We start from the raw sequence: 24788 nt of genomic DNA on the forward strand, positions 1-24788 counted from the left end.
CCTGCGGTTTGGGGAGCGGGCGCAGACCCTAGAACTTGCCGTAGCCCGCCTGCGAGCGTGAACGCTCCGACGTGGGCGCCCAAGCGCGGGTTTCGAGCTGATAGAGGTACTTGATGTCATCGAGCTCCGTCTCGAAACCGTCTCTCCAGGCCGTATCGACACGCGCTACGAGATTGTCCTGCGAAGCCCCCTGGTCGAGGGCGCCAGACTTCCAAGCTGTCATCGTCATGTAGCCATAAGATGACGCAGGGCGGTTTCCCTCATGCGCAGATATTATCCGCTCGATCTCATCTCCGCCAAGGCCGGTCGCAGCCAGAAGACTTTCCGCCCTTCGCGGCGAGGCATCCGAGCTTCCGAGAACAGTCACCAGCTCCTCGGAGAAGAGCACCCAGCGCGTGTCCTCGCCGACTTCGGCCGAGTATCCCATGATACCGGTGAGCTTCCTTTTTCCAAGGAGGCTGCCCAAGGCCGGGACGAACTTATCGCCGATCCAACCGACCAGTTGCAGGTCGCCTTTCTCTCCGCGCCGGGCCTCCACGGTCAGGAGATCGATCGCCGGGGGGCCGACCTCGATAAGGTGGCGCCCATGGGCGTCGAGTCGCTTCACGCCGTTCGCAAGCACGGTCACGCCGATAGCCGGCGCCGTCAGGGATTTCGCAATCTCGGGCTCCGCGTCCAGCAGGGAGCGCATCGCGCCGCCTTGGGCCGCTTCGGTCCAGGCGACGAGCGGAACCGCGCGCTCTGCGACGCCATAGGGATAGCCCAGGCCACGCAGCCCCCAGCCGCCGACGCGGATGATCTCCGCCATGGATGTCATGGTCTTGGTCACGCCGCCTGCTCCTCGGCAAAGGGGGAAGCCAGCGTGGGAAACCGCCAATGCTCGCCGGCGCCCTGTTCGATGTCCTCCGGCAGAGGCAGCCCCTGAAAGAAGACGCCCCGGACATATCGGATGCTCAAGGGATTTGAGCCGTCGATGCCGAGCATCGCGAGGAAGAACCGGATCAGATAGGCCGGCAGGAACGCGTGATCGATCAGATTGTCTCTGATCTCGGCATAGGGGAGCCCGTGCAGGTACTGCACCCGGGCGATCGCGTAGTGGAGATCGGGCTCGGCGACGAGCATCTCGGCGACCGTCGTCTCGTCCGGCACGCTGGCTGCCCAGACGCTCAGACGCTGGATCAGCCCGATATGGTCCGTGAAGGACTCGAACGCCTCATGGGGGTCGATGATGCGCTCGCCACGGCGCTGCTCGCCATTGTCCACCGAGTGATACCAGAAGTGCTGCCGCGCGCCCGAGCGCCGCATGTCGATGCGAAGGGCCCAGGCGTAATCCTGCTGGATCATCCGCTTGAGTTCACCGGCGGTCATTTCGGGGGCGATATCGCGATCGCGCACCATACCGATCGGGATGTATCGCGCCGCCGCGTCGGCGAACTCCGGATACGCACCGATCACCAGGGAGTTGACCTGCTCCTGGGTCTCCAAGTCAAATTCGGCGACCTTCGCGGCCAGGTCTTCCCAGCGCCCGAATGCCTCGGTCGCGAGCCATCCGACTATTTTGCGGAGGTTCGCGGACAGGACCGCCGGCGGCGTCACATAGTCCTCGCACTGGAAATCGGCGCCGGCGTAATAGCTTGCCGATCGCGCCATCGCCCGCGCCACCGCATCGCGGCCAGGGGCATCGACCGGGCGTGTCAGCGCATAAGCGAGCGAGAGCTCCCGCACGACCAGCCAGCTCGCGACCCATTCCGGCCAGCGCTGCAGGGCGACGCACATGCCCTGCCCGGAGGAATTTCCGACGCCGATGAAGCGCGCGACATCCTGCTCCAGTTGGGCGGCCGCTGGGTTCATCGCCTTGGCGACGCCGTTGACCAGATCGATCGAGACCTGGCGGATCATGCAGAGACCGAACAGATCGGCGAAGAACGGGCTCCGGAACGGGTGGTCCGGATGCAGGCCGACGACGGAAAGCGAGCCCTGGCGACCATTGCCCTGATAGCCGCCGTTCCGCAGGATGTAGCCGCCGCCGATCTGAGCGGGGTCGGGTTGCCTGCCCGCCTTTAGGCTGTCGACGACATAGTCGAAGGCGCGAGCGCTGCGGCTCGCCGGCGTCCACCCGGTGACGTCGGAGCGCGTGCGCATGAGATCGACGTCCTTGACGTCGAAGACAGCAAGCTCCTCGTCGATGCGCGACTGGTCGGGATGCCCGATGAACAAGGCGCCGAATAAGTCGCGCTTGGCGCCGTCGGAGCGCCGACCCACCTTCTCGACACCGTCCCATGGATAGCAGCGCACGATATAGGTCAGCGGAAAGCCGTTGGCGTCGATACGATAGACGCCGTGCCCTTCACCCACCGCATCGCAAGCGAAATGCTCGCGGGTAATCCTCCAGCGCTCGTTTACCATCCTGTGGACGAGCTGACTGGCGAAGCTGACCCTGGTCGCCTTCATCGCGCTAAGGCGTGAAGCGGTCAGCGACGAAGCCGGCCGCATACTGGAAATCACCTCGTCGGCGGCAGGGCCGTCGACGAAGCGTGCCAGAATTTCGTCGAGGAAGGCGGGCAAGGGAGCGTTGTCGGAGTTGGCGATCATTGTCTTATGGTTTGCCGTCGATTGATCGAGGCGAGGTGCCGTGACGGGGCAATTCCGACACGGCACCTGGCAGGTTAGGCCTTACTGAGACTTCCAAAGATCGCGCAAGCGGGGGATCTCGTCCGCGATCCAAACGTGTCCTTGGACGTTCGCCCTCATGGCCGCGAACTCGAGCGAGAAGAACAGCGGGACATAGGGCAGGTCCTCCGAGATCTGCTTCTGCATGCTCTGGTAGATCGGCTTGCGCTTCTCGGGATCGGTGAGGTTGCGCGCTTGGGCGAGCAGCGCGTCGACCTCCTTGCTGTTGTAGCGAGTCGAATTGCCGGCACCCTTACTGTCGAAGAGGAGCGACAGGAAGCCGTCGGGATCGGGACGTTGAGCCCAGCGCATAGGCGTGAAGTTGATCGAGAACTGGATCACGCGAGGGTACCAGTCACTCTGCGAGACCGGCTCGAGCTTCAGCGTTATGCCGATCGCCTTGAGCTGCTCCTGAACGAGCTGGTTGATCTGCTGCAGCAGGGCGATCTGCGGGTTCGACAGCGTCAGTTCCAAGCCATTAGGATACCCGGCCTCGGCCAGCAGGGCCTTGGCCTTGACCGGATCGTACTCATATCCCGCGATGTCGGGAGCGGCCCACCAAAGCGAGTTCGGCGTCGGGCTATTGGACATCGCAGCGCGGCCGCTCATCACGATATCGACGAGCCGCTTGCGATCGATCGCATGTGCGATGGCTTTGCGGAGCTTGATGTTGTCGAAGGGAGGCTTGTCGACCTGCCATTGCAGTGCGTACCAGCGCCCGACCTGGCTGGGATCGAGCTTGAGCGTTTTGTTGTTCTCGATTTGGCGGACGTCGATCGGCGACAAGGCCGAAGTGTAGTCGGCCTCGCCCGTCAGCAGCCGTTGAATCGAGACGGCGGTCGTCGTCACGTCACGAAAGGTCACGCCATCCAGATACGGCTTGTCCTTCTCCCAATAGGACGGATTGCGTTCGACGACGATCCGGTTGCCGGGAACCCATTCCTTAAAGATGAATGGACCGGTGCCGACCGGCTTGACGCCGAAATCCTTGCCCAGCTTCTCCGCCGCGGTGGGCGACACCATGAAGCCTTCGCGTTGCGCGAGCATGCCGAGAAGGTTGGGTGACGGCTGCTTGAGCCTGATCGCAACCGTCTTTGGATCGACGACGTCCACGCCGTCTATCACTTCCACGAGAGGTCCCCGCTGCGGCGAGGCAACGGCTTGATCCATGCGGCGATCAAGGTTGAATTTGACGGCTGCGGCATCGAAGTCCGTGCCGTCGTGGAACTTCACCCCAGACCGTAGATGTAGGACCACGCGCTTCCCGCCATCCTCCAGGTCCCAGCGTTCGGCCAGCTCCGGTGCGATGGTGAAGTCGGGACTCAGGGCGACGAGCGTATTATAGATCAGGTAAAGCGGCTGCCGCTCCGAGAAGTTCACCGAAAACGTCGGATCGAGCGTTTTGGTGTCTGATGAAAAAGCCACGTTCAGGATCCCGCCTCGCCGGGGCACCGCCTGTGCCAACGACAACGAAGTCATACCCACCGACAGCAGCGCGGCCGCCAGTCCCCATCGAGCAATCCGCATGCCGTCCCTCCACACCCTCAACTCAGTTGGTAGATAGTATGATGGTATGCCAAAATGCTGCAAGGGCCTTTTTAGTACGACGGCGTCGCGGCGGTCACGGGCCTTTGTCAGCCATCGACCGGATGCTAAATGGCTGAAGAATGGATGAGGATCGCATGAAATTCGCCCCCACGGCTCTGGAGCAAGAAGACGGCCCGGCTCTCAGTCTCCGCGTCAACGAAAATACCAAGCTGCGCGAGAAGACCTCCAAGGTTCTGCGCGAGGCGATCATCTCCGGTCACTTCAAGCCGGGGGACAGACTTGTCGAGCGGGACCTCTGCGAGACGACGGGGGTAAGTCGGAGCAGCATTCGCGAAGCCCTCCGCTATCTGGAATCCGAAGGCTTGGTCGAAAGCCGGGGCATCAAGGGCACATTCGTTAGAGTTCTCACGCCTGAAGCTGCGGCGGAGATCTATGAGGTGCGCGCAGCCTTGGAGTCCGAAGCAGCGCGACAGTTTTGCGATCGAGCAACCGACAAGGAAATAGAAGCGATCGTCGCCGCGTTCAACGCGGTTCGACGTGCCGCGGGTCGCGATCCCCAAGAGTACCGCATCGCGACCGACGGATTTTTCGTCGTCCTTTTCGCAGGAGCCAAGAACACGACGGCCGAGGAGATTATGCACTCGTTGAGGGCGCGGATCAGCTTTTTGCGGGCGATTACGACCAATGTCTCGACGCCGGAGCGCAGCCAGGGCTCGGTCGATCAGATGAGCAATATCGTCAAGGCACTTGTGGGCAGAGACGGAGAAACCGCGGCGATCGAATGCCGCAAGTTCGTCAATCGGTCTGCCCGGTTCGCTGCGGAAGTGCTCCGCCAGGACAGGGTCGGTCAATAGGCGCTCGTCGCAAGTCGCCACCACTACGGCTGGCATTAAGTAGATCTGTCTACCGAGGCCCCTCCCCTTAATATCGAAGAGTTATATGCCCATGGCGCTACGTCGCACGGGCAAGGCGGGGACCTCACTTGCGATACTGCTCGTTAAAGCGCTCCGCCGTCCCCACCGTTCGATCCCCGGGGGGCTTACAAAGCCCCGTGCGATGCCGAAGCTCACGATCACCACCGACAACAGCATGGCTTCCAATACCGCTAAGGAGAAGATCGACTTTCCCCAACACCAAGAAGGCGACAATCACCCAGGTTTCCCTCGGCCATATGGCGACCTCATGCGTTCCCAACCGATACTTCACTGCCTATAAGCTCGTTGCGACCTTTCGACGGACGGCCGCGGCCGGTCCTTCAGGTTGTTGGTAGCTGGCGGCGGTACGCTGATGGCCTGCAAGCACATCTATCTAGGCTGGAAGGACGAGTGCGGAAGCACACAATCCTGACGTCGCCTACGGGGCACCTCGGCTGCTTTATCGCCAGCCGCAGCGGGTCGCCGGCAAGCAGACGTTCCAGACGTCGGCTACGGGCCAATTTCGGAAGCTGCCTTACCAGAAGCGAGCCGAGGCTCAGCTGACGCAGCCCGCCCGCCGACGGCACAGTGAGCCAATTGCGGAAGCACTTTGCCTTAACTGCGGCACTTTCAACTTTAACACTACCGCAGTCGGACTGAAATATTTCAATGGGTTATGAAACGAATTGAAGGTCAGTGCGGCAAACTTCGCCTTTCCCCACAGTAGCCTGGCCATTCCGAGCTTGAAGGGATGCCCGACATGACGCTTGAGCCCGACGACCTCTACGGGGGCATCCGTCGTACGCTTGCGCCTCCGAAGATGCGCAACAGGCCGCGGATCTCGTTCTCGAGGTCGATGCAATTGCGCTGCATCACTTTGCGGCTCGTCAGTAGCGCTCGCATGTGGTGGCTCTCGATGCTCTTCACATGCACCCGGCTGTACCACCCCGATCGGAGGATCTGGGCGATGCCGCGGGCGTCGTGTTTGTCTGTCTTGTTCCGCATGGCCGAAAGCGCAGCCGCGACCTGACGCGCTTCCATGCAGACGACGTCGTAGCCAGCCTCCCTCAGTCCGTAGGTGATGGGCTGTGTCAGCGCGCCGGCCTCAAACCCGACCTGATGGATCGGCTGACCAAATCCCGCGAGGCAAAGAAGTATATCGGGCACGGCCGAGCGCACCGAGCGCTCGAGGCCAATCTTTCCGTCATGGTCGATGATGCAGATCGCCACAGAGCGCAGCGACACATCCAGCGCAGCCGGTCCTGGAGTTCGACACCCCAAGCTACCACTACAAATCGTGCCGGCCCGACCAGGCCCCCCTGGCAGCCCGGATCAAGGCGATCTGCGAGACCCGCGTTCGTTATGGCTATCGCCGTGTCGACGTGCTGCTGCAGCGCGAGGGCTGGCATGTCAATCAGAAGCGGATTCGAAGGATCTACAATGAGTTAGGCTTGCAACTCCAAGACGCTCAAGCGTCGGGTCAAGGCGAAGCTGCGCGAGGACCGCGCGCCGGCGACGCGGCCCAACGATGTCTGGGCGATGGACTTCGTCCATGACCAGCTCGTCACCGGCCGCAAGATCCGGGTTCTGACGGTGGTCGACACCTACTCGCGCTTCTCGCCGGCGATCGATCCCCGCTTCAGCTACCGGGCCGAGGACGTCGTCGCCACGCTCGAAAGGGTCTGCGCGAAACTGGGCTATCCGAAGACGATCCGGGTCGATCAGGGCTCCGAGTTCGTCAGCCGCGATCTCGACCTGTGGGCCTATGCCAAGGGCGTCACGCTCGACTTCTCGCGGCCAGGCAAGCCGACGGACAAAGCCTTCATCGAGGCGTTCAACGGCCGCTTCCGCAGTGAGTGCCTGAATACCCACTGGTTCCTGACGCTTGCGGATGCGGAGGAAAAGATGGAGACTTGGCTCAGATACTACAACGAGGATCGGCCGCACGGGGCCATCGGCAACAAGCCTCCGATCCTGCTGCAAAATCCTGGCGGAGCACCCAGCCCACCGCCGTGATCGAAGGCCGGAAACTCCAGCCTCCGGCGATCCAGCAAATGGTCTCGGATCATCAAACTCAGGACTCTCCTCAGGTCGGAGGAGAAATGGGTCTCGGGTCATCGGCGTTCTCAGCGTCCGCCTATAGGTCCCGTCGTACCCGGACGGTTTTGCTCCCAGACGCGGATCGCGTCCTTGAGTGCCATCAACTCTCGGTAACTGCTTCCATCCTGTACCGAGAACGCCTTGATGCGGTGGATCGCGAGGGCGTAGTCTTCAGCTGTCTCGATCGTGAAGGCAGGAGGGTCCGACCTGCAGGATACCGGCCCGTGTTTAATCGTCGTCTTCATAGCGACCTCCGGACGATGGGGCATCTGGTCAATTGTACCCCAGATGAGCGAGTTCGCGATTGCGTCAAATCAACCCGCCCGCTGTTCCGGGAAAACCAAAACCCGGCCAGACCTATTCTATGACTGCGGGAAAGGAGGGAGCAGGTCGGACAATGTACAAGCTCATTCTCATACCCACGGACGGATCGGATTTTGCCCAGAAGGGCGTGAACCATGGCCTGAACCTGGCTAAGAGCGTGGGCGCCAAGGTCACTATAGTCACCGTATCCGAGCCGTTTCCGATCTATGCCGGCGCCGCGGCCAGCGCCGGGTGGACAACGCCGCCGATGGAGACGGGGGAGTATGAGGCCAGCCAAAGGCAAGCCGCGGAGAATACATTGGCTGATGCCAAAGCTGCTGCAGATCGTCTCGGCGTCGACGCCGAGACCGTTCACATTCCACAGGCTCTCCCGGCCGAGGCAATCGTAGAAATTGCCAATAACCGCCACTGCAGCCTCATTGTCATGGCTTCGCACGGCGGACGCGGGCTCCGTCGCTTTCTGCTGGGCAGCCAGACCTCCGAGGTGCTCTCCCGCAGTTCGGTACCCGTTCTGGTGGTGACGTAGTGTAGATGCCGAGGCGTCTTCGTCCCGCCCTTCCTGTACGATCGTCACCAGTATATTCTTTAAGCCATCGATCATGATCGCCTCCCAAAACCTCCCAGGATCCTGCGCTCTGCGGCGCCGCGTTCGTTGCGTTGGATCAAATTATCGCGGCGAAAATACTCTGAGATGCGAGCCGAACGCGCCTGAGGCGGGACTTAACTCGTGATGAAGCGATCTCACGTCCGACGGAGTGTTTTCGGCATCTTGAGCGCAGCTGATAACCTCCATCTCCTGGCATCCTGCTAGCGCTCGCCTCGCCGCAATCGAACACTGGCTCGTCGCCGCGAACCAGACATTCACAGGCGCGCACCGCCGTTGTCGGCTGGCGGACCAACTCGCACTTTGGCTCTAAGTAATTCGCCACCGCCGACGAAAAGGACTTAGCCTTCCGGAAGTTAGGTTAGCCCCACCCCGCGCATCACGTCGAACGCGCGATGTTGTGGGCGCTAACTCGCTCTTGACCCGCACGGCCGGCGCGCTCGCCAAGTCCTGGCGCTCACAAAGGGAAGTGGATTGACCGCCTCAATCATACGATGATACGATATTTGTATGAGCCGTCCTTCCAGCCTCCATGATGTCCTTGTCGACCGCATCGGTCGGATGGTCGTCACCGGCACTTTCGGAAGTTTGGGCGCCCTGCCTCGGGAGGATGAGCTGGCGAAGACCTTCTCCGTCAGCCGAACGGTGATCCGGGAGGTGACCAAGACGTTGAGGGCGCTCGGGCTGGTCACGACGGGGCCGCGGGTAGGATCCCGGGTCCAGCCGATCGCAACCTGGCGGCTGCTGGATCCGCAGGTGATGGCGTGGATCACCGACGCCGATATGGCGAACGGCTTCGAGCGCGATCTTCTGGAAATCCGCAGCATGGTGGAACCCGCGGCCGCCGCCTTCGCCGCCGAGCGCGGTGCCGACCCGCAGATTGAAGCGGTCATGGCCGCCCTCGGGGCGATGACGAATTCGCCGGACATATCCAGTCACGAGGCTGCGGACCTTCGCTTCCATGAGGCAATCCTCGAGGCTTCGGGAAACCTCCTGCTCGTTCAGCTCAAGCCGATCCTGCATGCGGTGCTGAAAGCGTCGTTCCGCCTTTCAATGCACGATCACGCACGAGGTCGCGCATCGGTGGCGGCTCACAAGCGCGTGGCCGACGCTATTGCCGCTCGCTCCCCGGACGAGGCTCGCCAGGCCATGGCCGAGCTGCTCGCGATGGCCCGCGCGGATATCGAACACGGCGCCGACCGGCGTCTTGATGAAAGCCCCATAAAAAGAAAATCCGAGGAAATGCCGCATGATAGCCATCGCCGAAAGGTGGATCTTACGCGCGCTTGAAGCCGTTCTCGTCGCCCTGCTTGCCGGAATGGTGGTGATGGTCTTCGGCAATGTTGTGCTGCGCTATGCCTTCAACTCCGGCATCAACGCGTCGGAGGAGTTGTCGCGTTATTTCTTCGTCTGGCTGACCTTCATCGGGGCCGTCGTGGTGATGCGCGAGAACGGGCATCTTGGCGTCGACACTTTCGTCGGTACCCTCGGTGACGCTGGCCGCCGCATCTGCATGATCCTGAGCGACCTAATCGTCTTCGCCTGTTGTCTGATGCTGCTCGAAGGCACCTGGAAACAGCAGGAGATCAACGCCAGCTCCGTCGCACCGGTCACCGGCATCAGCATGGCCTATGTCTACAACGTGCTCTACTTCGCCGGCATCGGGATCGGCCTGATCACGCTCGCCCGGCTCTACCGTGCGTTGACCGGCAGACTCGGCCCGCATGAACTCGCGGAATTCGTTGGCGACTACAGCGCCAGCCCCTCGCATGACCTGAAGGGGCACCTGGAATGACCGTCACGATCTTCCTGGCCTCGCTCTGCGGAGCGATGGCGCTCGGCATGCCGATCGCCTTTGCGTTGATCGTCTGCGCGGTCTGCCTGATGCTGTGGCTTGGTGTCTATGACACCCAGATCATCGCACAGAACATGATCATCGGAGCGGATTCCTTCCAGCTCCTGGCGATCCCTTTCTTCCTGCTCGCCGGCGAGCTGATGAATGCCGGCGGCTTGTCGAAGCGCATCGTCAATTTCGCGCTGTCACTGGTTGGACACCTTCATGGCGGTCTCGGCTATGTCGCGATCTTCGCCGCGATCATCATGGCCTCGCTGTCGGGGTCGGCTGCCGCCGACACCGCTGCGCTCGCCTCGATCCTGCTGCCGATGATGCGCAGCGCCGGCTACGATGTAGGCCGCTCCGCTGGCCTGATTGCGTCGGGCGGCATCATCGCGCCGATCATCCCGCCCTCGATCGGTTTCATCGTCTTCGGCGTCGCGGCCAACCTCTCGATCACCCGGCTGTTTCTCGCCGGCGTCTTCCCGGGACTGCTGATCGGGCTGTCGCTGGTCATCGCCTGGTGGATTGTCTGCCGCAAAGACAAGGTCACGGTGCTGCCCCGTAGGACGGGCGCCGAAAGGCTCAAGGCAACCTGGGACGGATCGCTCGCCTTGCTGATGCCGGTCGCGATACTCGGCGGCATCCGCTTTGGGATCGTCACGCCAACGGAAGCTGCCGTCGTTGCGACGGTCTATGCGCTGATCGTCGGCATGTTCGTCTATCGCGAACTAAAGGTCCGAGACCTCTACAAGGTCACGCTGCTTGCCGCCAAGACAACGAGCGCCGTGATGCTGCTCGTAGCCGCAGCCGTCGTATCGGCCTGGCTGATCACGCAGGCCAACATCCCTGCCGAGCTCTCAGTTCTGCTCCAGCCCTTCATGGACAACAAGACGGTGCTGATGATCATCATCATGCTCCTGGTCATGGCTGTCGGGACGGCGCTCGATTTCACACCGACGGTCCTGATCCTGACGCCCGTGCTGATGCCGATCGTTAAGCAGGCGGGGATCGACCCGATCTATTTCGGCGTGCTCTTCATCATCAACAACGCCATCGGCCTGATCACGCCGCCGGTCGGCATCGTGCTCAACGTCGTCTGCGGCGTTGCCCGGGTACCGATGAGCGCCGTGATCCGGGGCGTCTGGCCGTTCTTCATCGCGCAATCCATCGCGATGTTCCTGCTCGTGCTGTTTCCGCAGCTCGTGATGGTGCCGCTCGCCTGGCTGAGCGGGCGCTGACTTTCGACAAGAAACCGAAGAACATAGGGAGAAGACCATGACCATGACTGCCCGTATCCTTTCGCTCCTCGCCGGCGTCGCCCTTGCGGCGCTCGCCGGCTCCGCCCAGGCGCAGATCAAGGAGCGCAACATCCGCGTCTCCAACGGCATCAACGAGGACCACCCGGTCGGCAACGGCGTCGCCAAGATGAGGGGCTGCATGGCCGAGAAGTCCGGCGGGAAGCTCAAGCTGCAGGCCTTCTGGGGCGGTGCGCTCGGCGGCGACCTGCAGGCGGCGCAGGCCCTTCGCGCCGGCACGCAGGAGATGGTGATCACCTCGACCTCGCCGTTGGTCGGCATCATGCCGGAACTCGGCGTCTTCGACCTGCCCTTCCTGTTCACCAACGAGAAGGAGGCCGACGCCATCCTCGACGGGGCGTTCGGGAAATACATCGCCGACAAGCTGCCGGGCTTTGGCGTCGTCAACCTGTCCTACTGGGAGAACGGCTTCCGCAACCTGACCAATTCGAAGCGCGCCGTCTCGAAGGCCGAGGAGCTGACCGGGCTTAAGGTCCGCGTCATGCAGAACAACATCTTCCTCGACAGCTTCAAGAGCATGGGCGCAAATGCCACGCCGATGGCCTTCGGCGAGGTCTTTGCCGCCCTCGAAACCCATGCGATTGACGGCCAGGAAAATCCGCTGGTCACGATCGACACTTCGAAGCTCTACGAGGTGCAGAAGTACCTCACGCTAACCCGCCACGCCTACACGCCGTTCCTGATGCTGTATTCGAAGAAGCTCTGGGACCAGCTCTCGGCCGAGGAGCAGACCATCCTGACCGATTGCTCGATCGTCGGCCGCGACGAAGAGCGCCGCGTCGCGCGTGATTTGAACGACAAATCGCTGGCCAATCTGAAGTCCAAGGGGATGCAGGTCTCTGAGGTGACGCCCGACGAGCTGACGAAGATGCGCGAGGCGACCGCCGCCGTGTACCAGCGCCATCAGGCGACCATCGGCAAGGATACGATCGATCGCATCCAGGCCGATCTCGCCAAGATCCGCGGCAATTGAACACGACGAAGTGAGCCCGGCGCTCCCCGGCGGGCGATCATGCAAGCCGGGAGCGCCGAGAACCATCGTTCCTCATCGACCGGGCGGCGACCGCCTCGCGACGGGCGCACTGCCAACTAACGGCATTCGAGAGTTCCATGAAAATCACCGACATCACCACTCTCGTCGTCAACGCCGAGATGCGGAACTGGATCTTCGTCAAGGTCGTCACCAACCAGCCCGGGCTTTATGGCTGGGGCGAGGCGACGCTGGAATGGAAGACCCGCGGCGTCGTGGGGACGATCGAGGACCTGAAACCGCTAATCATAGGTCGTGACCCGCGCGACATCGAACAGATCGTCCGGATTCTCCAGAAACAAAGCTTCTGGCGCCTCGGTGTCATCGGCATGTCCGCGATCAGCGGCATCGAGCAGGCGCTGTGGGACATCTGTGGCAAGGCGCTCGGCGAGCCGGTCTGGCGACTGCTGGGCGGCAAGGTCCGCGACGAGCTTCCGGTTTACACCCACCTTGGCCTGGGCGACATGCGCGCGGTCTACGAGACCTTCGATCCGACGGCGCTGGCCGAAAGCGCGCTCGCCCTGGTCGAGCAGGGATACAACGCGCTCAAGGTCGTGTTCATTCCCTATACGCACTACACCGCCACCACAAAGGGGCTTCGCCATGTCGACAGCCTCATGCGGTCGCTGCGCGAGGCCGTCGGCGACGACGTCGAACTCATGGTGGATTTCCATGGCCGCTGCGCCTCGGCCGCGGCGGCCATGCGCTATCTCGAGGTGCTGGCTCCCTACCGACCGCTCTTCGTCGAGGAGCCGATCCCGCCGGGTGAGATCGCCTCGTTGAAGACCATCACGACGAATTCGCCCTGCACAATTGCCACGGGCGAGCGGCTGGTTCACCTGGACGATTTTGAGAACCTCTTCTCAAGTCGCGCTACACACATCGCCCAGCCCGACCTCTGCCATGTTGGAGGGCTGTCGCAAGGGCGCAAGATCGCCTCGATGGCAGAGGCCGCAGGCATCGGCCTTGCGCCTCACAACCCGCTCGGTCCGATTGCCGGTGCGGTGGCGCTGCATTTCGGCTTCGCCACGCCCAACATCATCATCCAGGAGGAAATGGTCGGGGCCGTGCCTTGGTACGATGAGGTGGTCTCCCTCCCGATGCGGCGCGTGAAGAGTGCGTGGCAGCTATCGGAAGCGTCAGGGCTTGGCATCGAGGTCAACGAGAAGGTCGCTGCCTTGCACCCGTTCAAGCAGGAAATTCTCCACACTCAGCATGCGGTCACGGCCGACGGCACGGTCGTCGACTGGTGACGCGCCTAGGCCACTGGCGCTCGATCGATGCCGTTGCCAGCGTGTCCTCTAGGTTCGGAATGGCCGGATTACACCCGCTTATGTGTTTGTTGGATCGGCGCATTAGGTCGAGGTGGCCGGGATGCCGACTAAGGTTGAAGCGCTGGCATCGTCGATGTCGCCTGGATATCCATGGCAGGTCCGCCTCTTGGGAGGCAGCATCGGGGATCATTCTATCAAATGTTGTGGGACGTAGCGCTCGCGTTGCGCCATCGGAGGACATTCGCACTTTGCCCGAGAGCGGACGTGCCGATAATCCTCAATGACAAACCGGCTGCCGCAACAGCGATCTATCGATGAATGCGGAACTGCTTATCGAGCCAATCGAGAATGTGGCGTGAGCAATGAGCGGTTTCCCGGTCCGCACCGTCGGTTGCCGTGAATCGAAACAAAGTCTTAGGAGGCCTCAAACGCATCGAAGAATGCCCCAGCACCCTGAGCGAGGACATCATTCTCACGTGATCAGCGTAGGACAAACGATGGCCTCGGTCCGCCCCGCCATCGTGAAGTGCTCCGCCGAGGCAAAGTAATCACGCAGGTTGTCGACACCGTGGGTCCAGAACCCTCGGTCCACAACCTTTCATTTGATCAGGGGGGCTCTTGCGGATCGCGGCGTCAATCTGATCGGATGACGTCGCGTTCGAGAGGTCGCATAGTCCGACATGGAGGGCACTCTTATGGCAATCGGAGATGCTCGGCGGGAGCAGGTCTTTCCCACACTCACAGACCTTCAGGTCGCGACGGCGCGCCGCTTCGCAAGCGGCGAGCCGTACCACTTCGCTCAGCGTGAGGTCATCTATGAGACCGGCACGCGCGACGCCCCCTGCTGGTTGCTCCTCGACGGCTCCGCCGACGCGCTTCAGAGCAGCGCGAATGGCCGGTCATCGCTGGTCACGACCTACGGCCCCGGCCAATTCACGGGGGAGACCAATCAGCTCTCGGGTCGTCCGTCCCTCATGTCGGTCGTGGCGGGCGACGCTGGCGCGATCGCGATCCCCTTCGATGCGCCGCATCTGCGGGCCCTTGTCATCGGCTCGGCCGATGTCGGGGAAGTCATCATGCGCGCCTTCATCCTGCGACGCGTCATGCTGATCGAAGCGGGGCAGACCGGCAGCGCCGGATCGATCCTGGTGGGACGCCGGGATGATCCGGGCATCGTCCAGTTATCGGGCTTTCTCACCCGCAACGGCTACCCCCACACCGTTATCGCCACATGCCAGGCCGAGGGTCGAGAGCTGGTCGAGCGGCTCGGCGTCGGCGCCGACGAGCTGCCGCTGATGATCTGTCCGAACGGCACGGTGCTCAGACGCCCGAGCAATGCGGATGCCGGATCCTGTCTGGGCATCACGCCGGATCTCGACCCGGACAAGGTCTATGACGTGGCGGTCATTGGAGCCGGGCCCGCCGGGCTTGCCACTGCTGTCTACGGCGCGTCCGAAGGTCTTTCGGTCCTGGTACTGGACAGCCGCGCCTTCGGCGGCCAGGCTGGCGCATCGGCTCGGATCGAAAACTATCTCGGCTTTCCCACCGGCATCTCCGGGCAGGCGCTCGCAGGGCGGGCCTTCAATCAGGCGGCGAAGTTCGGTGCCGAGCTCGCCATCCCGCTCACCGTCGAAATGCTCCACTGTCACGGCGTAGATGCGGAGGTTCCGTTCACCATCGATCTCAGCAGCGGAGGCACTGCCCGCTGCCGCACCGTGGTCATTTCTTCGGGAGCCCGCTATCGGCGGCCGGACATTCCCAATATCGAAGAGCTGGAGGGGGCCGGCGTTTCCTATTGGGCATCGCCCGTCGAGGCGCGGCTTTGCGCGGGGCAAGAGGTCGTCCTGGTCGGCGGAGGAAACTCGGCCGGGCAAGCCGTCGCCTATCTCGCACCGCAGGTCAGGCACCTGCACCTCGTGGCGCGACGCCCGCTCGAACAGACCATGTCCCGGTATCTGATCGACCGGATCGCGGCTCTGCCCAATGTCGAGGTGCATGTCGGCAGCGAGATTGTCGATCTGCAAGGCGACCGCGCGAATGGCCTGACCGGGGCGAGGTTCCGGGACAGCCGGACCGGTGCGATCCGGGAGTGCACGTCGCGCCATCTCTTCCTGTTCATCGGTGCCGACCCCACGACGGACTGGCTCGACAATTGTGTGGCCCTCGACAGAACAGGCTTCGTACTCACGGGGGAACGCGCTGGCGATGGCGAGCGGCTGCCGCTGGAAACCAGCCGTCCAGGCATCTTCGCGGTCGGAGACGTACGTGCCGGGTCGACAAAGCGGGTCGCGGCAGCCGTTGGCGAAGGCGCCGCCGTCATCGCCCAGATTCACTCCTTCCTGGCACGGAAACTCTCAGACGCATCAACCCGGGTGCGTCAGGTTTAGGCGGCGAGCTGCGAGACTGCCTCGCGCCACAACCGGACACTGAATGGTTGCCCGCAACCGGACGTTCGGAATGCATCGATGCGAAGTCTGTTGGCGACCCTTTTAATACCTCGGGAACGTCCGTTACGGGGCGAGGCAGCGCGATTGGCGGAGCGGTTTGCGCGAGCAATCGCAATCAGACAACAGGCTGCACATCGGCGTCTCCTGAGCAGCCGCAGGCTCGACGAGACGAGCGAGCCGGTCAAGCCAAGCCAAGATAGCCGAGGGTGTCGCCCGCACTTTCCGGCTCGGGCTTGGTGAGCCAGCAGCCATCTACTACATTGGGGGCATCTTGGCGTTCGAAGAGGTAGTAGCCGCCGCCGTTCGCTTCCTCGCTGTCATAGGGTCCGTCCACCAGGCACCCATATTCCTCTGCCAGATCGTCGAGTTGCTGGATCAAATCGGTTGCGTCTCCGAGTTCGTCGAAGCCGATGGCGCCCGAAACCCCCTTGTCGCGGGTTTCCGCGAGCGTTTCACGGATCCTCTGGATTACCTCCGACGCGATTGCGACGCTGCTCTCCGGGCTTGTCAGCTGGAAGTCGGTCATCCTTCTCTCCTTCGATCAGGGTTAGGCCCATCATTGGCGGAGGCTAATCGGGCGGCTAGTTCCGGCCGATATCGGGACAGTAAGCACCGCACTTCATGCCGTATTTCTGCGGCTTTCGGGTCGGGTTGTGCGGATCCCATGGGCATAGAGACGTGAACGTGGACAGGATCATCGCCAGCGTCGAGTTCTCGCCGAAGCGCCAGCGAGAGAGGCCAGTCTGCAGTTCCCCGCGCGCTGGCAGTAGTGGCATCTGAAGCGCACCACGACCCACGGAAAATCCCGGAGCGCCGTTTGATCGTTAGGCGGTTTCATTGGTCATTCGGGATCGCGGACGGGCCGCGCTCCCTCTGAAAATCGGCCCCGCAGAAAACCTAGAGAAGCCGCTCGGTCGGCGTCCCTCAACAGCTCCTCGCGATTGTGCAGCAGAGCGCCGATGGCAGCCCGAGCATCGCCGCCGAACTCCGCCAAGACGGAATCGATTTTCCCATCAACTGGGGTTCGTTCAGGTGGCGTTTTCGGCACGGCTGATGACATGGCTTGCGTCCTCGGCATGAGAACATTATGGGAACAAACGGCCTCCGGGAGTCAAGCCATGAATGTCGACACCTTCTTTCTGCAGCCGTTCAAGACTCATCGGAAGAAGCTTGTGCCGGCGCAGCGCGTGCCCGCCCAAACAAGGCATCACGCGCTCAATGACGGCATTCGTCTCGGCCGCACGGCCGAAGGCGTAGCAGTCGTGCATGTGGTCGCAGACGACGAGACCGGAGAAGTCGCATCGGTCGATGTGGTTGCGCGCCACGGCGCAATCCCGGAGGAGTTCGAGGAGCAGATCAGGGCGCTTTGAGCATGAGGGGCTCTCGCCGATGTCCAGTTCTCCGACGCTCTTTCTTCGCCGGACATATCCGGACAGTGAGGCCTACTGGTATGTGATTGACGACGAGGGCGAGCGGATCGCCGTAATTGTCGACGACAGCGGTAATGCTCCGGAACGCTCCGCGCCATGGAGCTGGGGCATCAGCGTCTTCGGCCTGCCCCAGACGGCCAGTGATCGCGGGCGCGAGTGGACGCGCGAGGCCGCCATGGCCAAGGTCAAGTCGCTCTGGCTTGACTACAAGGCCCGCTACACGCCCGAGGAATATGAACGCTGGCGCCGCTTCATGCGCCTGCATGAGACGTACTCGGCGCGGCAGGAGCGGAACGAATAATCGGGCGCATCGTTGAACCGGCATGCCTCGGCTCGTGATCCGCAACGAAGAGGAAATGAACGCCGCCATTGCGCGCGCCCAAGAACTCATGGGCTTCACGAACGGCAGTGACGAAGAGCGCGAGATGGCGGAGATCGCTGACGCCGTGAAGGTCTATGAGGATTCGATCGCCATGCTGAGGGGCGTTGGCGAGAGGGCCGCCGATCAATCTTCCGAGGATGGCAACTCGTAAACCGAGGCCTCGTCTGCCTCATCGCGCAATCCTTTGACGACGCGTGTCGCAGCTTGCCGTCATCCGTCCAGGCGTGAAACTCGACCACTGCGACTAGGGCCGGCGTGAGCCAGCGATAGGACTGTCGACGCCCACTGAGGCTGACCGCCGGCTTCCGTGGCTGAAGCCGGTACCGACGCTGCCGACATAGACCGATGGTGCCCCTGGCTCGCCCCAAGAAGCAGCCGTCCGTATGAACTGACGGACGGGCTGCGCGTTGTCCGGGTTAAAGAGGCCGAGAACAAATGGCCGAGAAGCGGACAGCACCGTGGACCGATGAGCAGGTTGCCGCACTCAACCTGTTTCAGGTCGAAAACGCGGTCCATCTCTTATGCGGCGGTGACCGAACCGACGACGCACATCGGGCTTATCAAGCTGAGCATGGCGGTAAACTCGGGCAGCTTGTCGCGACCAAAGACGGGCTGGTCTGCCCCGTGTGCGGATATCGGCTGCAATGGGCGCACGGTTTCTGGCTTCCCCCGCCGGCTTCGAGCCCTGCAACGCCGAGCGAGGGGCAGATCATTGAGCCCGACGATTACGGAGAATATCTGCGCAAGGAGCGCACGCACAGTCGCTATGGTTACATGCAATGGCAGCTGGCCAAGGCCGCGAACAAGCGCGCCGACCGGGCTGAAGCCCGCGCCCTAGCCGCCGAAGTCGCGCTCGCTGCGGCACGGGAACGGGTCGAGCAGGCCATCCGCGATTGCCCGTCACTCGATGAGAACGGCTATATCTGCGAGAAGGCCGTGGCCATCGCAGCCGTCCGCTCTCAGGACACCCCATCTGACGAACGTATTTCGAGCGGAAGCGGCTCAGAATAGCGGGGTCTTGAATGCTAAGAACGCGTGACGAATATCTGGCGGCGGTTGCCCGCATCCAGGAGCTTTCAGGCTGCATAGAAGGAACGGATGAAGAGAAGGAACTGATCCGGCTCGTTTTCGACGTCGCAATTTGGGAATCCAAACATATACTGTGACGGGCGGCGTCACCGCTGCTTGCGCTCTTCTTCCTGAAGGCTCTTCTTGAGAGCGTCGAATATGCTGACCACCTTCTGCGGTCGTCCGGGCGCTGCACCCCTCTTCGCGCTACGGCTCTTTTTCGAATTGATCAGCTTGAGCAAGTGCTCCTGGATCGGGTCTTTCATGAACTCCGCCGACCAGTGCGTCGACTTTTGTGCGACGAGGTTGTCGGCCAACTTGCTTAGCGATGGGTCGTCTGGCGCTTTGCCGATGTCGCCGAAGTAAATGGCCGGCTTCCGGACCTCGTCGCCAAAGCGCAAGGTCCAGGCAATGATCCCCTTGCCCCGCGGCTGCAACATCACGGCACGCTCTCGGCGATTTAGCACCACCCTCGAAATGCCGACGGTCGACGTTGCCCGCATCGCTTCCCGGATCACCGCGAAGGCCTCTTCGCCAACCGGATCGTCGGGAGTCATGAAGTAGCTGGAGTCGTAGTAGATCCAAGGGATAGTCTCTTGGTCTACGAACATATCGATGTCGATTGTTCGCGTGCTTTCCAGGCCGACCGCTGCGAGCTCCTCGTCCTCGAACAGGACGAACTTGTCATCGCTCACGGCGTAGCCCTTGACCTCATCGTCATCGTTGACGGGCTTGCCAGTGACGGCGTCGACGTAGCGGCTCACGACGCGCTCGCCGGTGGAGCGATTGAGGGTGTGGAATCGGACCTTGTCGCTCTCGGAGGTGGCAGGCTGTAACGCCACGGGACACGTCACCAGCGAGAGGCGCAGATAACCCGTCCAGAACCTCGGAGCCATGACGCAACCCTCAACTCACACGCCGACTCAATTCTCGGGAACGCTGGCGGTTCCGTTGCGTTGACTCCGGTTCGTGTGTGTGGAGTTGCGTTGATGGCCACTGCTGTTCGAGCTCAATGGAAAGGGACGCTGCAGGTCGGCGCCCTGAGTATCCCGGTAGCTCTGTTCACAGCCGCATCAACCTCCGAGCGAACGAGCTTCAATATGGTCAATCGGAAGACTGGCAACAGGCTCCGTCGCGAGTATCTCGATCCGACGACTGACGAGCCCGTTCCCAAGGAAGAGCAGGTCAAAGGTTTCGAGGTCGATCCAGGCAACTTCCTTGTTTTCGACGCTGGGGAGATCGAAGCTGCGATCCCCCAATCTGACAAGAAGCTCGCTGTGCAGGCCTTCGTGCCTTGCGACGAAGTGGACCCGCTCTTCTTCGACAAGCCCTACTACCTGACGCCCACAGGGCCCGGCGCGACGGCGCCCTTTTCGGTCCTCCGCGACGCGCTCACGCGGCGCGGTTCTGGGGCCATTGCGCACGCAGTGCTGTTCCGCCGCTACCGCGCTCTTCTTATCCGCCCCAGCGGTCCTGGCATGATCGCCCATACCCTGAACTTCGATTACGAGGTGCGCTCCGCGGAGGCGGCATTTGAGGATCTGGCTGACCTCGAAATCAAGGGTGAGATGCTGGACCTGGCAAAGCACATCATCTCGACCAAAGCCGGCAAGTTCGAACCGGCAACCTTCGTCGACCGCTACGAAGCGGCAGTGGCGGATCTCGTAAAGGCGAAGATTGAGGGCAGAGCCATCCACGTGCCGAAGCCTCAGGCCGCAACCAACGTGGTCAACCTCCTTGATGCGCTGCGGGCTAGCGCGGGTGTGAAGGACAAGAAGACGCCAACGCCCAGGCGCAAGGCGGAGCCGGCCCGTAAGGCGAGCTGACCTCGCGGCTAGACAGCCATCGCTCGGACCCTAGAGTTCTGGGGTGTCTGCCTGGTCCCCACCGGCATCCCGCTCCTCGATCTCGAACTCTCGGCACTCGACCAGCGGGATATCCATCCAGCGGCCAGTCGCTTGGAGGCCGCGCGCTTCGGCATTGTCGATCAGAGCGGTAATGAGCTCGTCGGCAGCGTTCGCGATCGAAGCGATGTTCGCGTTGACGCTGGCCGCGTCTGCTTCGTCAAGGTCACCCGTGTTTCGGATGCTCTTCAAATCCTCAAGCCGATCCACAAGGGCGCTGGCGAGCATCGCCACTTCGTCGACCTTGTCGACCCAGCCTCGGGTGGCGCTGTAGGCGCGATAGGTCGGGAGAACACGGAGATCAAGAACGCCCTGGCGCTCGTCGTCCCGCGGCAAAGGCCGGCTGCTGACGGTGTCCGAGGATAGGCGAGCTCGCAACATTCGCTGGGCACACATAACGCAACTCCCACTCAACGAACTGAGTCGCCAACCGGCGGCGCCGGGAATCGTTCCGGCTTATCGAACTGGCGATGAGAAGCGGGGCGGAACAACCCAAGGCGCCGCCTGTTCGTGCTTCGAAGAGGAGCTCGTGAATGGCGCAAGTGTTCACCGTGCACCACACCGGCAAGGAATGGATCGCGCGCGATGTAACCGGCTCTGGCTACGGCCAGTCGTCCGACTTGCTCGAGACGATCGAGGCGGCGGAGCGCTTGGCGCGGAAATCGGGGGCCACCGTCAATTTGAGCCGCGAAGCCAAGAATCATCTGTTCACGTTGGGCGCCCAAAAGCGTTCTTAGGATCGGCTATCCGTACAACGTAGCACCCGCGGGGATTCCACCGCCCATGGAAGCAACGATCAAATTGCAGGCTGACTATCATGCCGCATTGGATCGAATACAGGAGCTAACGGGCGCGCGCCCTGGAAGACCCGCCCGAGGAGCGCGCGCTGATCCAATTGTTCTCGATGTCGAGATTTGGCGGGCGAAGCATCAGCTCTAAGCTGCCTCCCCTCGGCGAGCGAATCTGCGATAGCGCTACCATGCTGTACCCCCTGCCAACCCTCCGCGTGTCTTCTCCATCCTCGCCGGCCGTGAGGTTTAGACCTGGTTGGAGGAGTGGCGCCACGAGTGCGAGGTCGCGATCCTGGCGGGCCTCACTCTGGCCCAGCGCATAGGCGCTCGATGGCGTGAAGGACGGCATGCGGGGCATGAAGAGCATTCGGGGCGACGCGGCAGACCAACACTACAACACCCTGCGCCCGCAACCCTCGTTGGGCTACCGGCCACCAGCACCGCGCACTATCGTGTGGCCGGCTGCGCAAACCCAACACGCCTCGCCGGCCACCTCAACCGTGGCCGCCAAGCCCACAATGCATTAGATTAGAACTGGGCCACCAAATGGGGGCAGGCCATTTGCGTTCAGCTTCATTCCGATCCCTGAGCTCGGGCCAAAGGGCTCCGCTCGCGTCACGCCTTGGCGAGCCAGGCTTCGGCGAGTTGCCAGGCGCCGCCTGAGTCGAGCACGATGTTATGCAGCTCCTTGCGGGCGACATGTCGTGCCTCGCGGAAAAAGAGCCAGGAGTAGTAATCGTTCTTGTTGAGGACGGTCTGGAGATCCTTGTAGATCGACTTGCGCCTGGCCTGATCGGTTTCCTCGCGCCCCTGATCGACCAGCTTGAAGACCTCCTCGTCTTTGATGCCGGACCAGTTCTGCGAAGCTGTACGGCCGAAGAACGGGCCGAAGACATGATCGGGGTCTGCGCGCGGAACATTGACGCGGCCCATCGCCAGTTCGTGCTGGAGTCCGAGCACCTTCGGCACCCAGGCCTGCCGCTCCAAGATCTCGATCTCCATGTTGATCTTGAACGGCTTGAGCTGGGCCTGGATGATCTGCGCGACCTGCGTGTCGGGATCCCGCTGGATGATCGAGATCTTGCAGGCGAAGCCGTTGGGCTGGCCGCCTTCCTTGAGGGCCGCCTGCACCTTCGCCGGGTCGAGCTTCGGAGCGGGGACGCTGGCGTCGTAGGACCAATCGGTCGGCGGCACCCAGGTCGGCGTCACCGCGCCGAAGCCGCGGGTGATGCCCTTCATCAGCACGTTGCGGTCGATGCCGTGGTTGACCGCCGCGCGCAGCGCCGGGTTGGCGAAGATGCCCTTGCTGACGTTGAAGGTCAGCCACTGTGCGACGCCGGGCGGAACCGAGACGAGCTTGAGCGCTTCGTTCTTTTCGACCTCTTCGAAATCGCGCGGGGTCACGCCGTCCACCAGATGGACGCCGCCCGACTTGACCTCGACCATCTTCACGGCGGTCGTCGGGATGATGCGCAGCGTCACGGCATCAGCATAAGGTAGCTTCTTTCCGTCGGCGCCCTCGCGCCAGTAGCGCTCGTTGCGCACGAACCGGATCTGGCTGCCGCCGACCCATTCGGCGAATTTATAGGGGCCGGTGCCCACCGGCTGGCGGCCGAAATCCTCGCCGAGCTTCTTCAGGGCGGCCGGAGAGCACATCATGCCCGCCTCGACTGCGAGCGAGGCCAGTGCCGCGCCGGAAGGCTGCTTCAGATTTATCCGGACCGTCATCGGATTGACCGCCTCGGCGCCCGCGATGTCGGCGAGATCGGGGCTGCGCGGTGCCGTCGAGCCGGGCGCGACGACACGCACGATATTGAGGACGGCGGCCTCGGCATTGAAGGGCTCGCCATCATGGAAGACGACGCCTTCGCGCAGCTTGAAGACGACCGATTTCTTGTCCTCCGACCACTCCCAGCTCGTTGCGAGCGAGGGCTGGAGATTGCCTTGCACGTCGAACTTCAGCAGGCCCTCGAACATCTGGATCAGGGCGTAGCGATCCGAGGTCGGGGCATCACCCATGATCGGGTCGAGGCTTTTGGGCTGCAGGTCCATTGAGGCGACGATGGTGCCGCCACGCACTGGCGATCCCTGTGCGAAGGCAGGCAGCCCGGCAATGAGGCCTAGGCTCGAAGCGCCGAGCAGAATGCCGCGACGTGAAATCATCTCCATTGCGAAATCTCCTCCCAAGGCGCTCTTGCCGACGCCCATGAGGGATTGCCTATCAGATATGTTATGAGATGGGCAATCGGATTTTGAATTTTCACTTGCTTGAATAACCCGGAAATTATGCTGCAGATGCGAATGCATTGCGCATCGCGACGCCATTTCTCTCGACAACGACGATGTCACACGCAAGAGGTGGCCCGTTGACCGCCTTCAAGTCACAAGATATCTGATAAGTTATGAGCGACACCACAGCACTTCAACCCGACAAGCAGCGCCTGACCGAGGCTGTGACGCAGTTCGTGATCGATCGTGTCGCGGAGCGCGTCTTTCGCCCCGGCGATTCCCTCCCGTCGGAATCGGACCTCGCCAAGCGCCTGAATGTCTCGAAGCCCGTCGTGCGCGAGGCGCTCGGACGCCTGTCGGCGCTGGGCATCGTCCAGATCCAGCAGGGGAAGGCGACGACCGTGAGGGGCCTCTCGGTCGCGCCGCTCGACCAGTTCCTGCGCTTGGCAGTCCGGGTGACCGATAACGGCCTGCGAGAAGCGGTCGAGCTTCGTCGCGCCATCGAGGTGGAGGTGGCCTCGCTTGCTGCCGAGCGCGCCTCGCCTCTGCAGATCGAGCCGGTCGAGGCTGCCCTGGAGAAGATGCGCGCCAATATCGATGGGGATTTCGAGCGTTGGCTCCAGGGCGACCTCGCCTTTCACGTCGCGCTGGCGCGCTGCTCCGGCAACGCATTGCTCGAACATTTGGTCAATGCGCTGGCGGAGACGATCAAGTTCACCCAGCGGGCGCTCGGCCTGCAGCGCGATCTGCGGGACCCTGCCGCGACCGTCGCGCGTCACCAGGCGATCATCGACGCCATCCGCGCTCATGATCCGGCAGCGGCGCGGGTGGCGATGACGGCGCATTTCGCCGTGTCCGACGCCGTGATCGCCGAGATTGCGCGCGACCATCGCCGGCTTGATCGCTACTGAGGGACTTTT

Annotated in this window: 23 protein-coding genes and 4 pseudogenes; 17 read left to right on the plus strand and 10 right to left on the minus strand. The window is 62.4% G+C overall.

The genetic code is table 11. The features are described from left to right. Nucleotides 1–28 precede the first annotated feature (28 nt). The 3 genes from NWE53_RS29195 to NWE53_RS29205 all read right to left on the minus strand — a co-directional run bounded on the left by NWE53_RS29195 (nucleotide 29) and on the right by NWE53_RS29205 (nucleotide 4197). Complete coding sequence (locus NWE53_RS29195) at nucleotides 29–829, minus strand: hypothetical protein (protein ID WP_265055208.1); 801 nt, start codon at nucleotides 827–829, stop codon at nucleotides 29–31. After that, nucleotides 826–2592, minus strand: a complete 1767-nt coding sequence (locus tag NWE53_RS29200; protein WP_265055209.1) for a hypothetical protein — start codon at nucleotides 2590–2592, stop codon at nucleotides 826–828. The genes NWE53_RS29195 and NWE53_RS29200 overlap by 4 nt, the downstream gene beginning before the upstream one ends. A gap of 81 nt (nucleotides 2593–2673) precedes the next feature. After that, nucleotides 2674–4197, minus strand: coding sequence for an ABC transporter substrate-binding protein (locus tag NWE53_RS29205; protein ID WP_265055210.1), 1524 nt, complete (start codon nucleotides 4195–4197; stop codon nucleotides 2674–2676). Between the two features lie 155 nt (nucleotides 4198–4352). On the opposite strand from NWE53_RS29205, the gene NWE53_RS29210 reads away from it, so the two are divergent. Beyond that, nucleotides 4353–5072 carry a GntR family transcriptional regulator gene (locus NWE53_RS29210; RefSeq protein WP_265055211.1) on the plus strand — a complete coding sequence of 240 codons (720 nt, stop codon included), beginning with the start codon at nucleotides 4353–4355 and terminating at the stop codon, nucleotides 5070–5072. 873 nt (nucleotides 5073–5945) lie between these two features. Here the strand turns inward: NWE53_RS29210 and NWE53_RS29215 are convergent. Next, nucleotides 5946–6413 (minus strand): annotated as a pseudogene (locus NWE53_RS29215) (IS110 family transposase); the annotation flags it as partial. On the opposite strand from NWE53_RS29215, the pseudogene NWE53_RS29220 reads away from it, so the two are divergent. Then, a pseudogene (locus tag NWE53_RS29220) lies at nucleotides 6395–7148 on the plus strand (IS3 family transposase); the annotation flags it as partial. The pseudogenes NWE53_RS29215 and NWE53_RS29220 sit on opposite strands and share 19 nt — an antisense overlap. A gap of 110 nt (nucleotides 7149–7258) precedes the next feature. Here NWE53_RS29220 and NWE53_RS29225 read toward each other — a convergent pair. Beyond that, nucleotides 7259–7477, minus strand: coding sequence for a hypothetical protein (locus tag NWE53_RS29225; RefSeq protein WP_265055213.1), 219 nt, complete (start codon nucleotides 7475–7477; stop codon nucleotides 7259–7261). Between the two features lie 152 nt (nucleotides 7478–7629). Here NWE53_RS29225 and NWE53_RS29230 point away from each other — a divergent pair, with 152 nt between their 5' ends. From NWE53_RS29230 to NWE53_RS29260, 7 genes are all read left to right on the plus strand, one after another. Beyond that, nucleotides 7630–8082, plus strand: a complete 453-nt coding sequence (locus NWE53_RS29230) for a universal stress protein (RefSeq protein ID WP_265055214.1) — start codon at nucleotides 7630–7632, stop codon at nucleotides 8080–8082. Nucleotides 8083–8670: 588 nt separating this feature from the next. Continuing rightward, on the plus strand, nucleotides 8671–9450 hold the full coding sequence (locus tag NWE53_RS29235) for a FadR/GntR family transcriptional regulator (protein ID WP_265055215.1): 780 nt from the start codon (nucleotides 8671–8673) through the stop codon (nucleotides 9448–9450). After that, the gene (locus tag NWE53_RS29240) at nucleotides 9410–9955 is read left to right on the plus strand and encodes a TRAP transporter small permease (RefSeq protein WP_265055216.1); all 546 of its coding nucleotides are present in this window, start codon (nucleotides 9410–9412) and stop codon (nucleotides 9953–9955) included. The genes NWE53_RS29235 and NWE53_RS29240 overlap by 41 nt, the downstream gene beginning before the upstream one ends. After that, entirely contained in the window at nucleotides 9952–11235 is a 1284-nt protein-coding gene (locus NWE53_RS29245; RefSeq protein WP_265055217.1) for a TRAP transporter large permease, read from the plus strand. The genes NWE53_RS29240 and NWE53_RS29245 overlap by 4 nt, the downstream gene beginning before the upstream one ends. A 43-nt stretch (nucleotides 11236–11278) precedes the next feature. Beyond that, a complete protein-coding gene (locus NWE53_RS29250; RefSeq protein ID WP_265055565.1) occupies nucleotides 11279–12286 on the plus strand; it encodes a TRAP transporter substrate-binding protein in 1008 nt (335 codons plus the stop codon). Nucleotides 12287–12423: 137 nt separating this feature from the next. Then, nucleotides 12424–13596, plus strand: coding sequence for an enolase C-terminal domain-like protein (locus NWE53_RS29255; RefSeq protein ID WP_265055218.1), 1173 nt, complete (start codon nucleotides 12424–12426; stop codon nucleotides 13594–13596). A gap of 716 nt (nucleotides 13597–14312) precedes the next feature. Beyond that, complete coding sequence (locus tag NWE53_RS29260; protein ID WP_265055219.1) at nucleotides 14313–16004, plus strand: FAD-dependent oxidoreductase; 1692 nt, start codon at nucleotides 14313–14315, stop codon at nucleotides 16002–16004. Nucleotides 16005–16245: 241 nt separating this feature from the next. Here NWE53_RS29260 and NWE53_RS29265 read toward each other — a convergent pair whose 3' ends face one another. After that, nucleotides 16246–16590: a hypothetical protein gene (locus tag NWE53_RS29265; RefSeq protein WP_265055220.1), complete on the minus strand. Its 345-nt coding sequence runs from the start codon at nucleotides 16588–16590 to the stop codon at nucleotides 16246–16248. A 592-nt stretch (nucleotides 16591–17182) separates the two neighbouring features. Between NWE53_RS29265 and NWE53_RS29270 the strand changes: the two genes are divergently transcribed. From NWE53_RS29270 to NWE53_RS29280, 3 genes are read left to right on the plus strand one after another with little or no spacing between them, the layout of a single operon-like run. Next, a complete protein-coding gene (locus NWE53_RS29270) occupies nucleotides 17183–17434 on the plus strand; it encodes a hypothetical protein (protein ID WP_265055221.1) in 252 nt (83 codons plus the stop codon). Between the two features lie 19 nt (nucleotides 17435–17453). Then, nucleotides 17454–17795: a hypothetical protein gene (locus tag NWE53_RS29275; RefSeq protein ID WP_265055222.1), complete on the plus strand. Its 342-nt coding sequence runs from the start codon at nucleotides 17454–17456 to the stop codon at nucleotides 17793–17795. A 55-nt stretch (nucleotides 17796–17850) separates the two neighbouring features. After that, nucleotides 17851–18027, plus strand: a complete 177-nt coding sequence (locus tag NWE53_RS29280) for a hypothetical protein (RefSeq protein ID WP_265055223.1) — start codon at nucleotides 17851–17853, stop codon at nucleotides 18025–18027. A gap of 91 nt (nucleotides 18028–18118) precedes the next feature. On the opposite strand, the pseudogene NWE53_RS29930 reads toward NWE53_RS29280, so the two are convergent. Further along, nucleotides 18119–18244 (minus strand): annotated as a pseudogene (locus tag NWE53_RS29930) (hypothetical protein); the annotation flags it as partial. A 67-nt stretch (nucleotides 18245–18311) separates the two neighbouring features. On the opposite strand from NWE53_RS29930, the gene NWE53_RS29285 reads away from it, so the two are divergent. Continuing rightward, nucleotides 18312–18887, plus strand: coding sequence for a hypothetical protein (locus tag NWE53_RS29285; protein ID WP_265055224.1), 576 nt, complete (start codon nucleotides 18312–18314; stop codon nucleotides 18885–18887). Nucleotides 18888–19051: 164 nt separating this feature from the next. Here the strand turns inward: NWE53_RS29285 and ku (NWE53_RS29290) are convergent, their stop codons facing one another. Continuing rightward, entirely contained in the window at nucleotides 19052–19840 is a 789-nt protein-coding gene (ku, locus tag NWE53_RS29290) for a non-homologous end joining protein Ku (protein WP_265055225.1), read from the minus strand. A gap of 93 nt (nucleotides 19841–19933) precedes the next feature. On the opposite strand from ku (NWE53_RS29290), the gene ku (NWE53_RS29295) reads away from it, so the two are divergent. Then, nucleotides 19934–20770 carry a non-homologous end joining protein Ku gene (ku, locus tag NWE53_RS29295; RefSeq protein WP_265055226.1) on the plus strand — a complete coding sequence of 279 codons (837 nt, stop codon included), beginning with the start codon at nucleotides 19934–19936 and terminating at the stop codon, nucleotides 20768–20770. Nucleotides 20771–20800: 30 nt separating this feature from the next. Here ku (NWE53_RS29295) and NWE53_RS29300 read toward each other — a convergent pair whose 3' ends face one another. Continuing rightward, entirely contained in the window at nucleotides 20801–21184 is a 384-nt protein-coding gene (locus tag NWE53_RS29300) for a hypothetical protein (protein WP_265055227.1), read from the minus strand. A 197-nt stretch (nucleotides 21185–21381) separates the two neighbouring features. Between NWE53_RS29300 and NWE53_RS29305 the strand changes: the two genes are divergently transcribed. Next, nucleotides 21382–21585: a hypothetical protein gene (locus tag NWE53_RS29305; RefSeq protein ID WP_265055228.1), complete on the plus strand. Its 204-nt coding sequence runs from the start codon at nucleotides 21382–21384 to the stop codon at nucleotides 21583–21585. 440 nt (nucleotides 21586–22025) lie between these two features. Then, nucleotides 22026–22166 (plus strand): annotated as a pseudogene (locus NWE53_RS30150) (IS3 family transposase); the annotation flags it as partial. An 88-nt stretch (nucleotides 22167–22254) separates the two neighbouring features. Here the strand turns inward: NWE53_RS30150 and NWE53_RS29310 are convergent. Next, nucleotides 22255–23808: an ABC transporter substrate-binding protein gene (locus NWE53_RS29310; RefSeq protein ID WP_265055229.1), complete on the minus strand. Its 1554-nt coding sequence runs from the start codon at nucleotides 23806–23808 to the stop codon at nucleotides 22255–22257. A gap of 233 nt (nucleotides 23809–24041) precedes the next feature. On the opposite strand from NWE53_RS29310, the gene NWE53_RS29315 reads away from it, so the two are divergent. Further along, nucleotides 24042–24779 (plus strand): FadR/GntR family transcriptional regulator, encoded by a 738-nt coding sequence (locus NWE53_RS29315; RefSeq protein WP_265055230.1) that lies wholly within the window; start codon nucleotides 24042–24044, stop codon nucleotides 24777–24779. Nucleotides 24780–24788: the final 9 nt, after the last annotated feature.

The organism is Bosea sp. NBC_00550 (assembly GCF_026020075.1).
Taxonomy (GTDB): Bacteria; Pseudomonadota; Alphaproteobacteria; order Rhizobiales; family Beijerinckiaceae; genus Allobosea.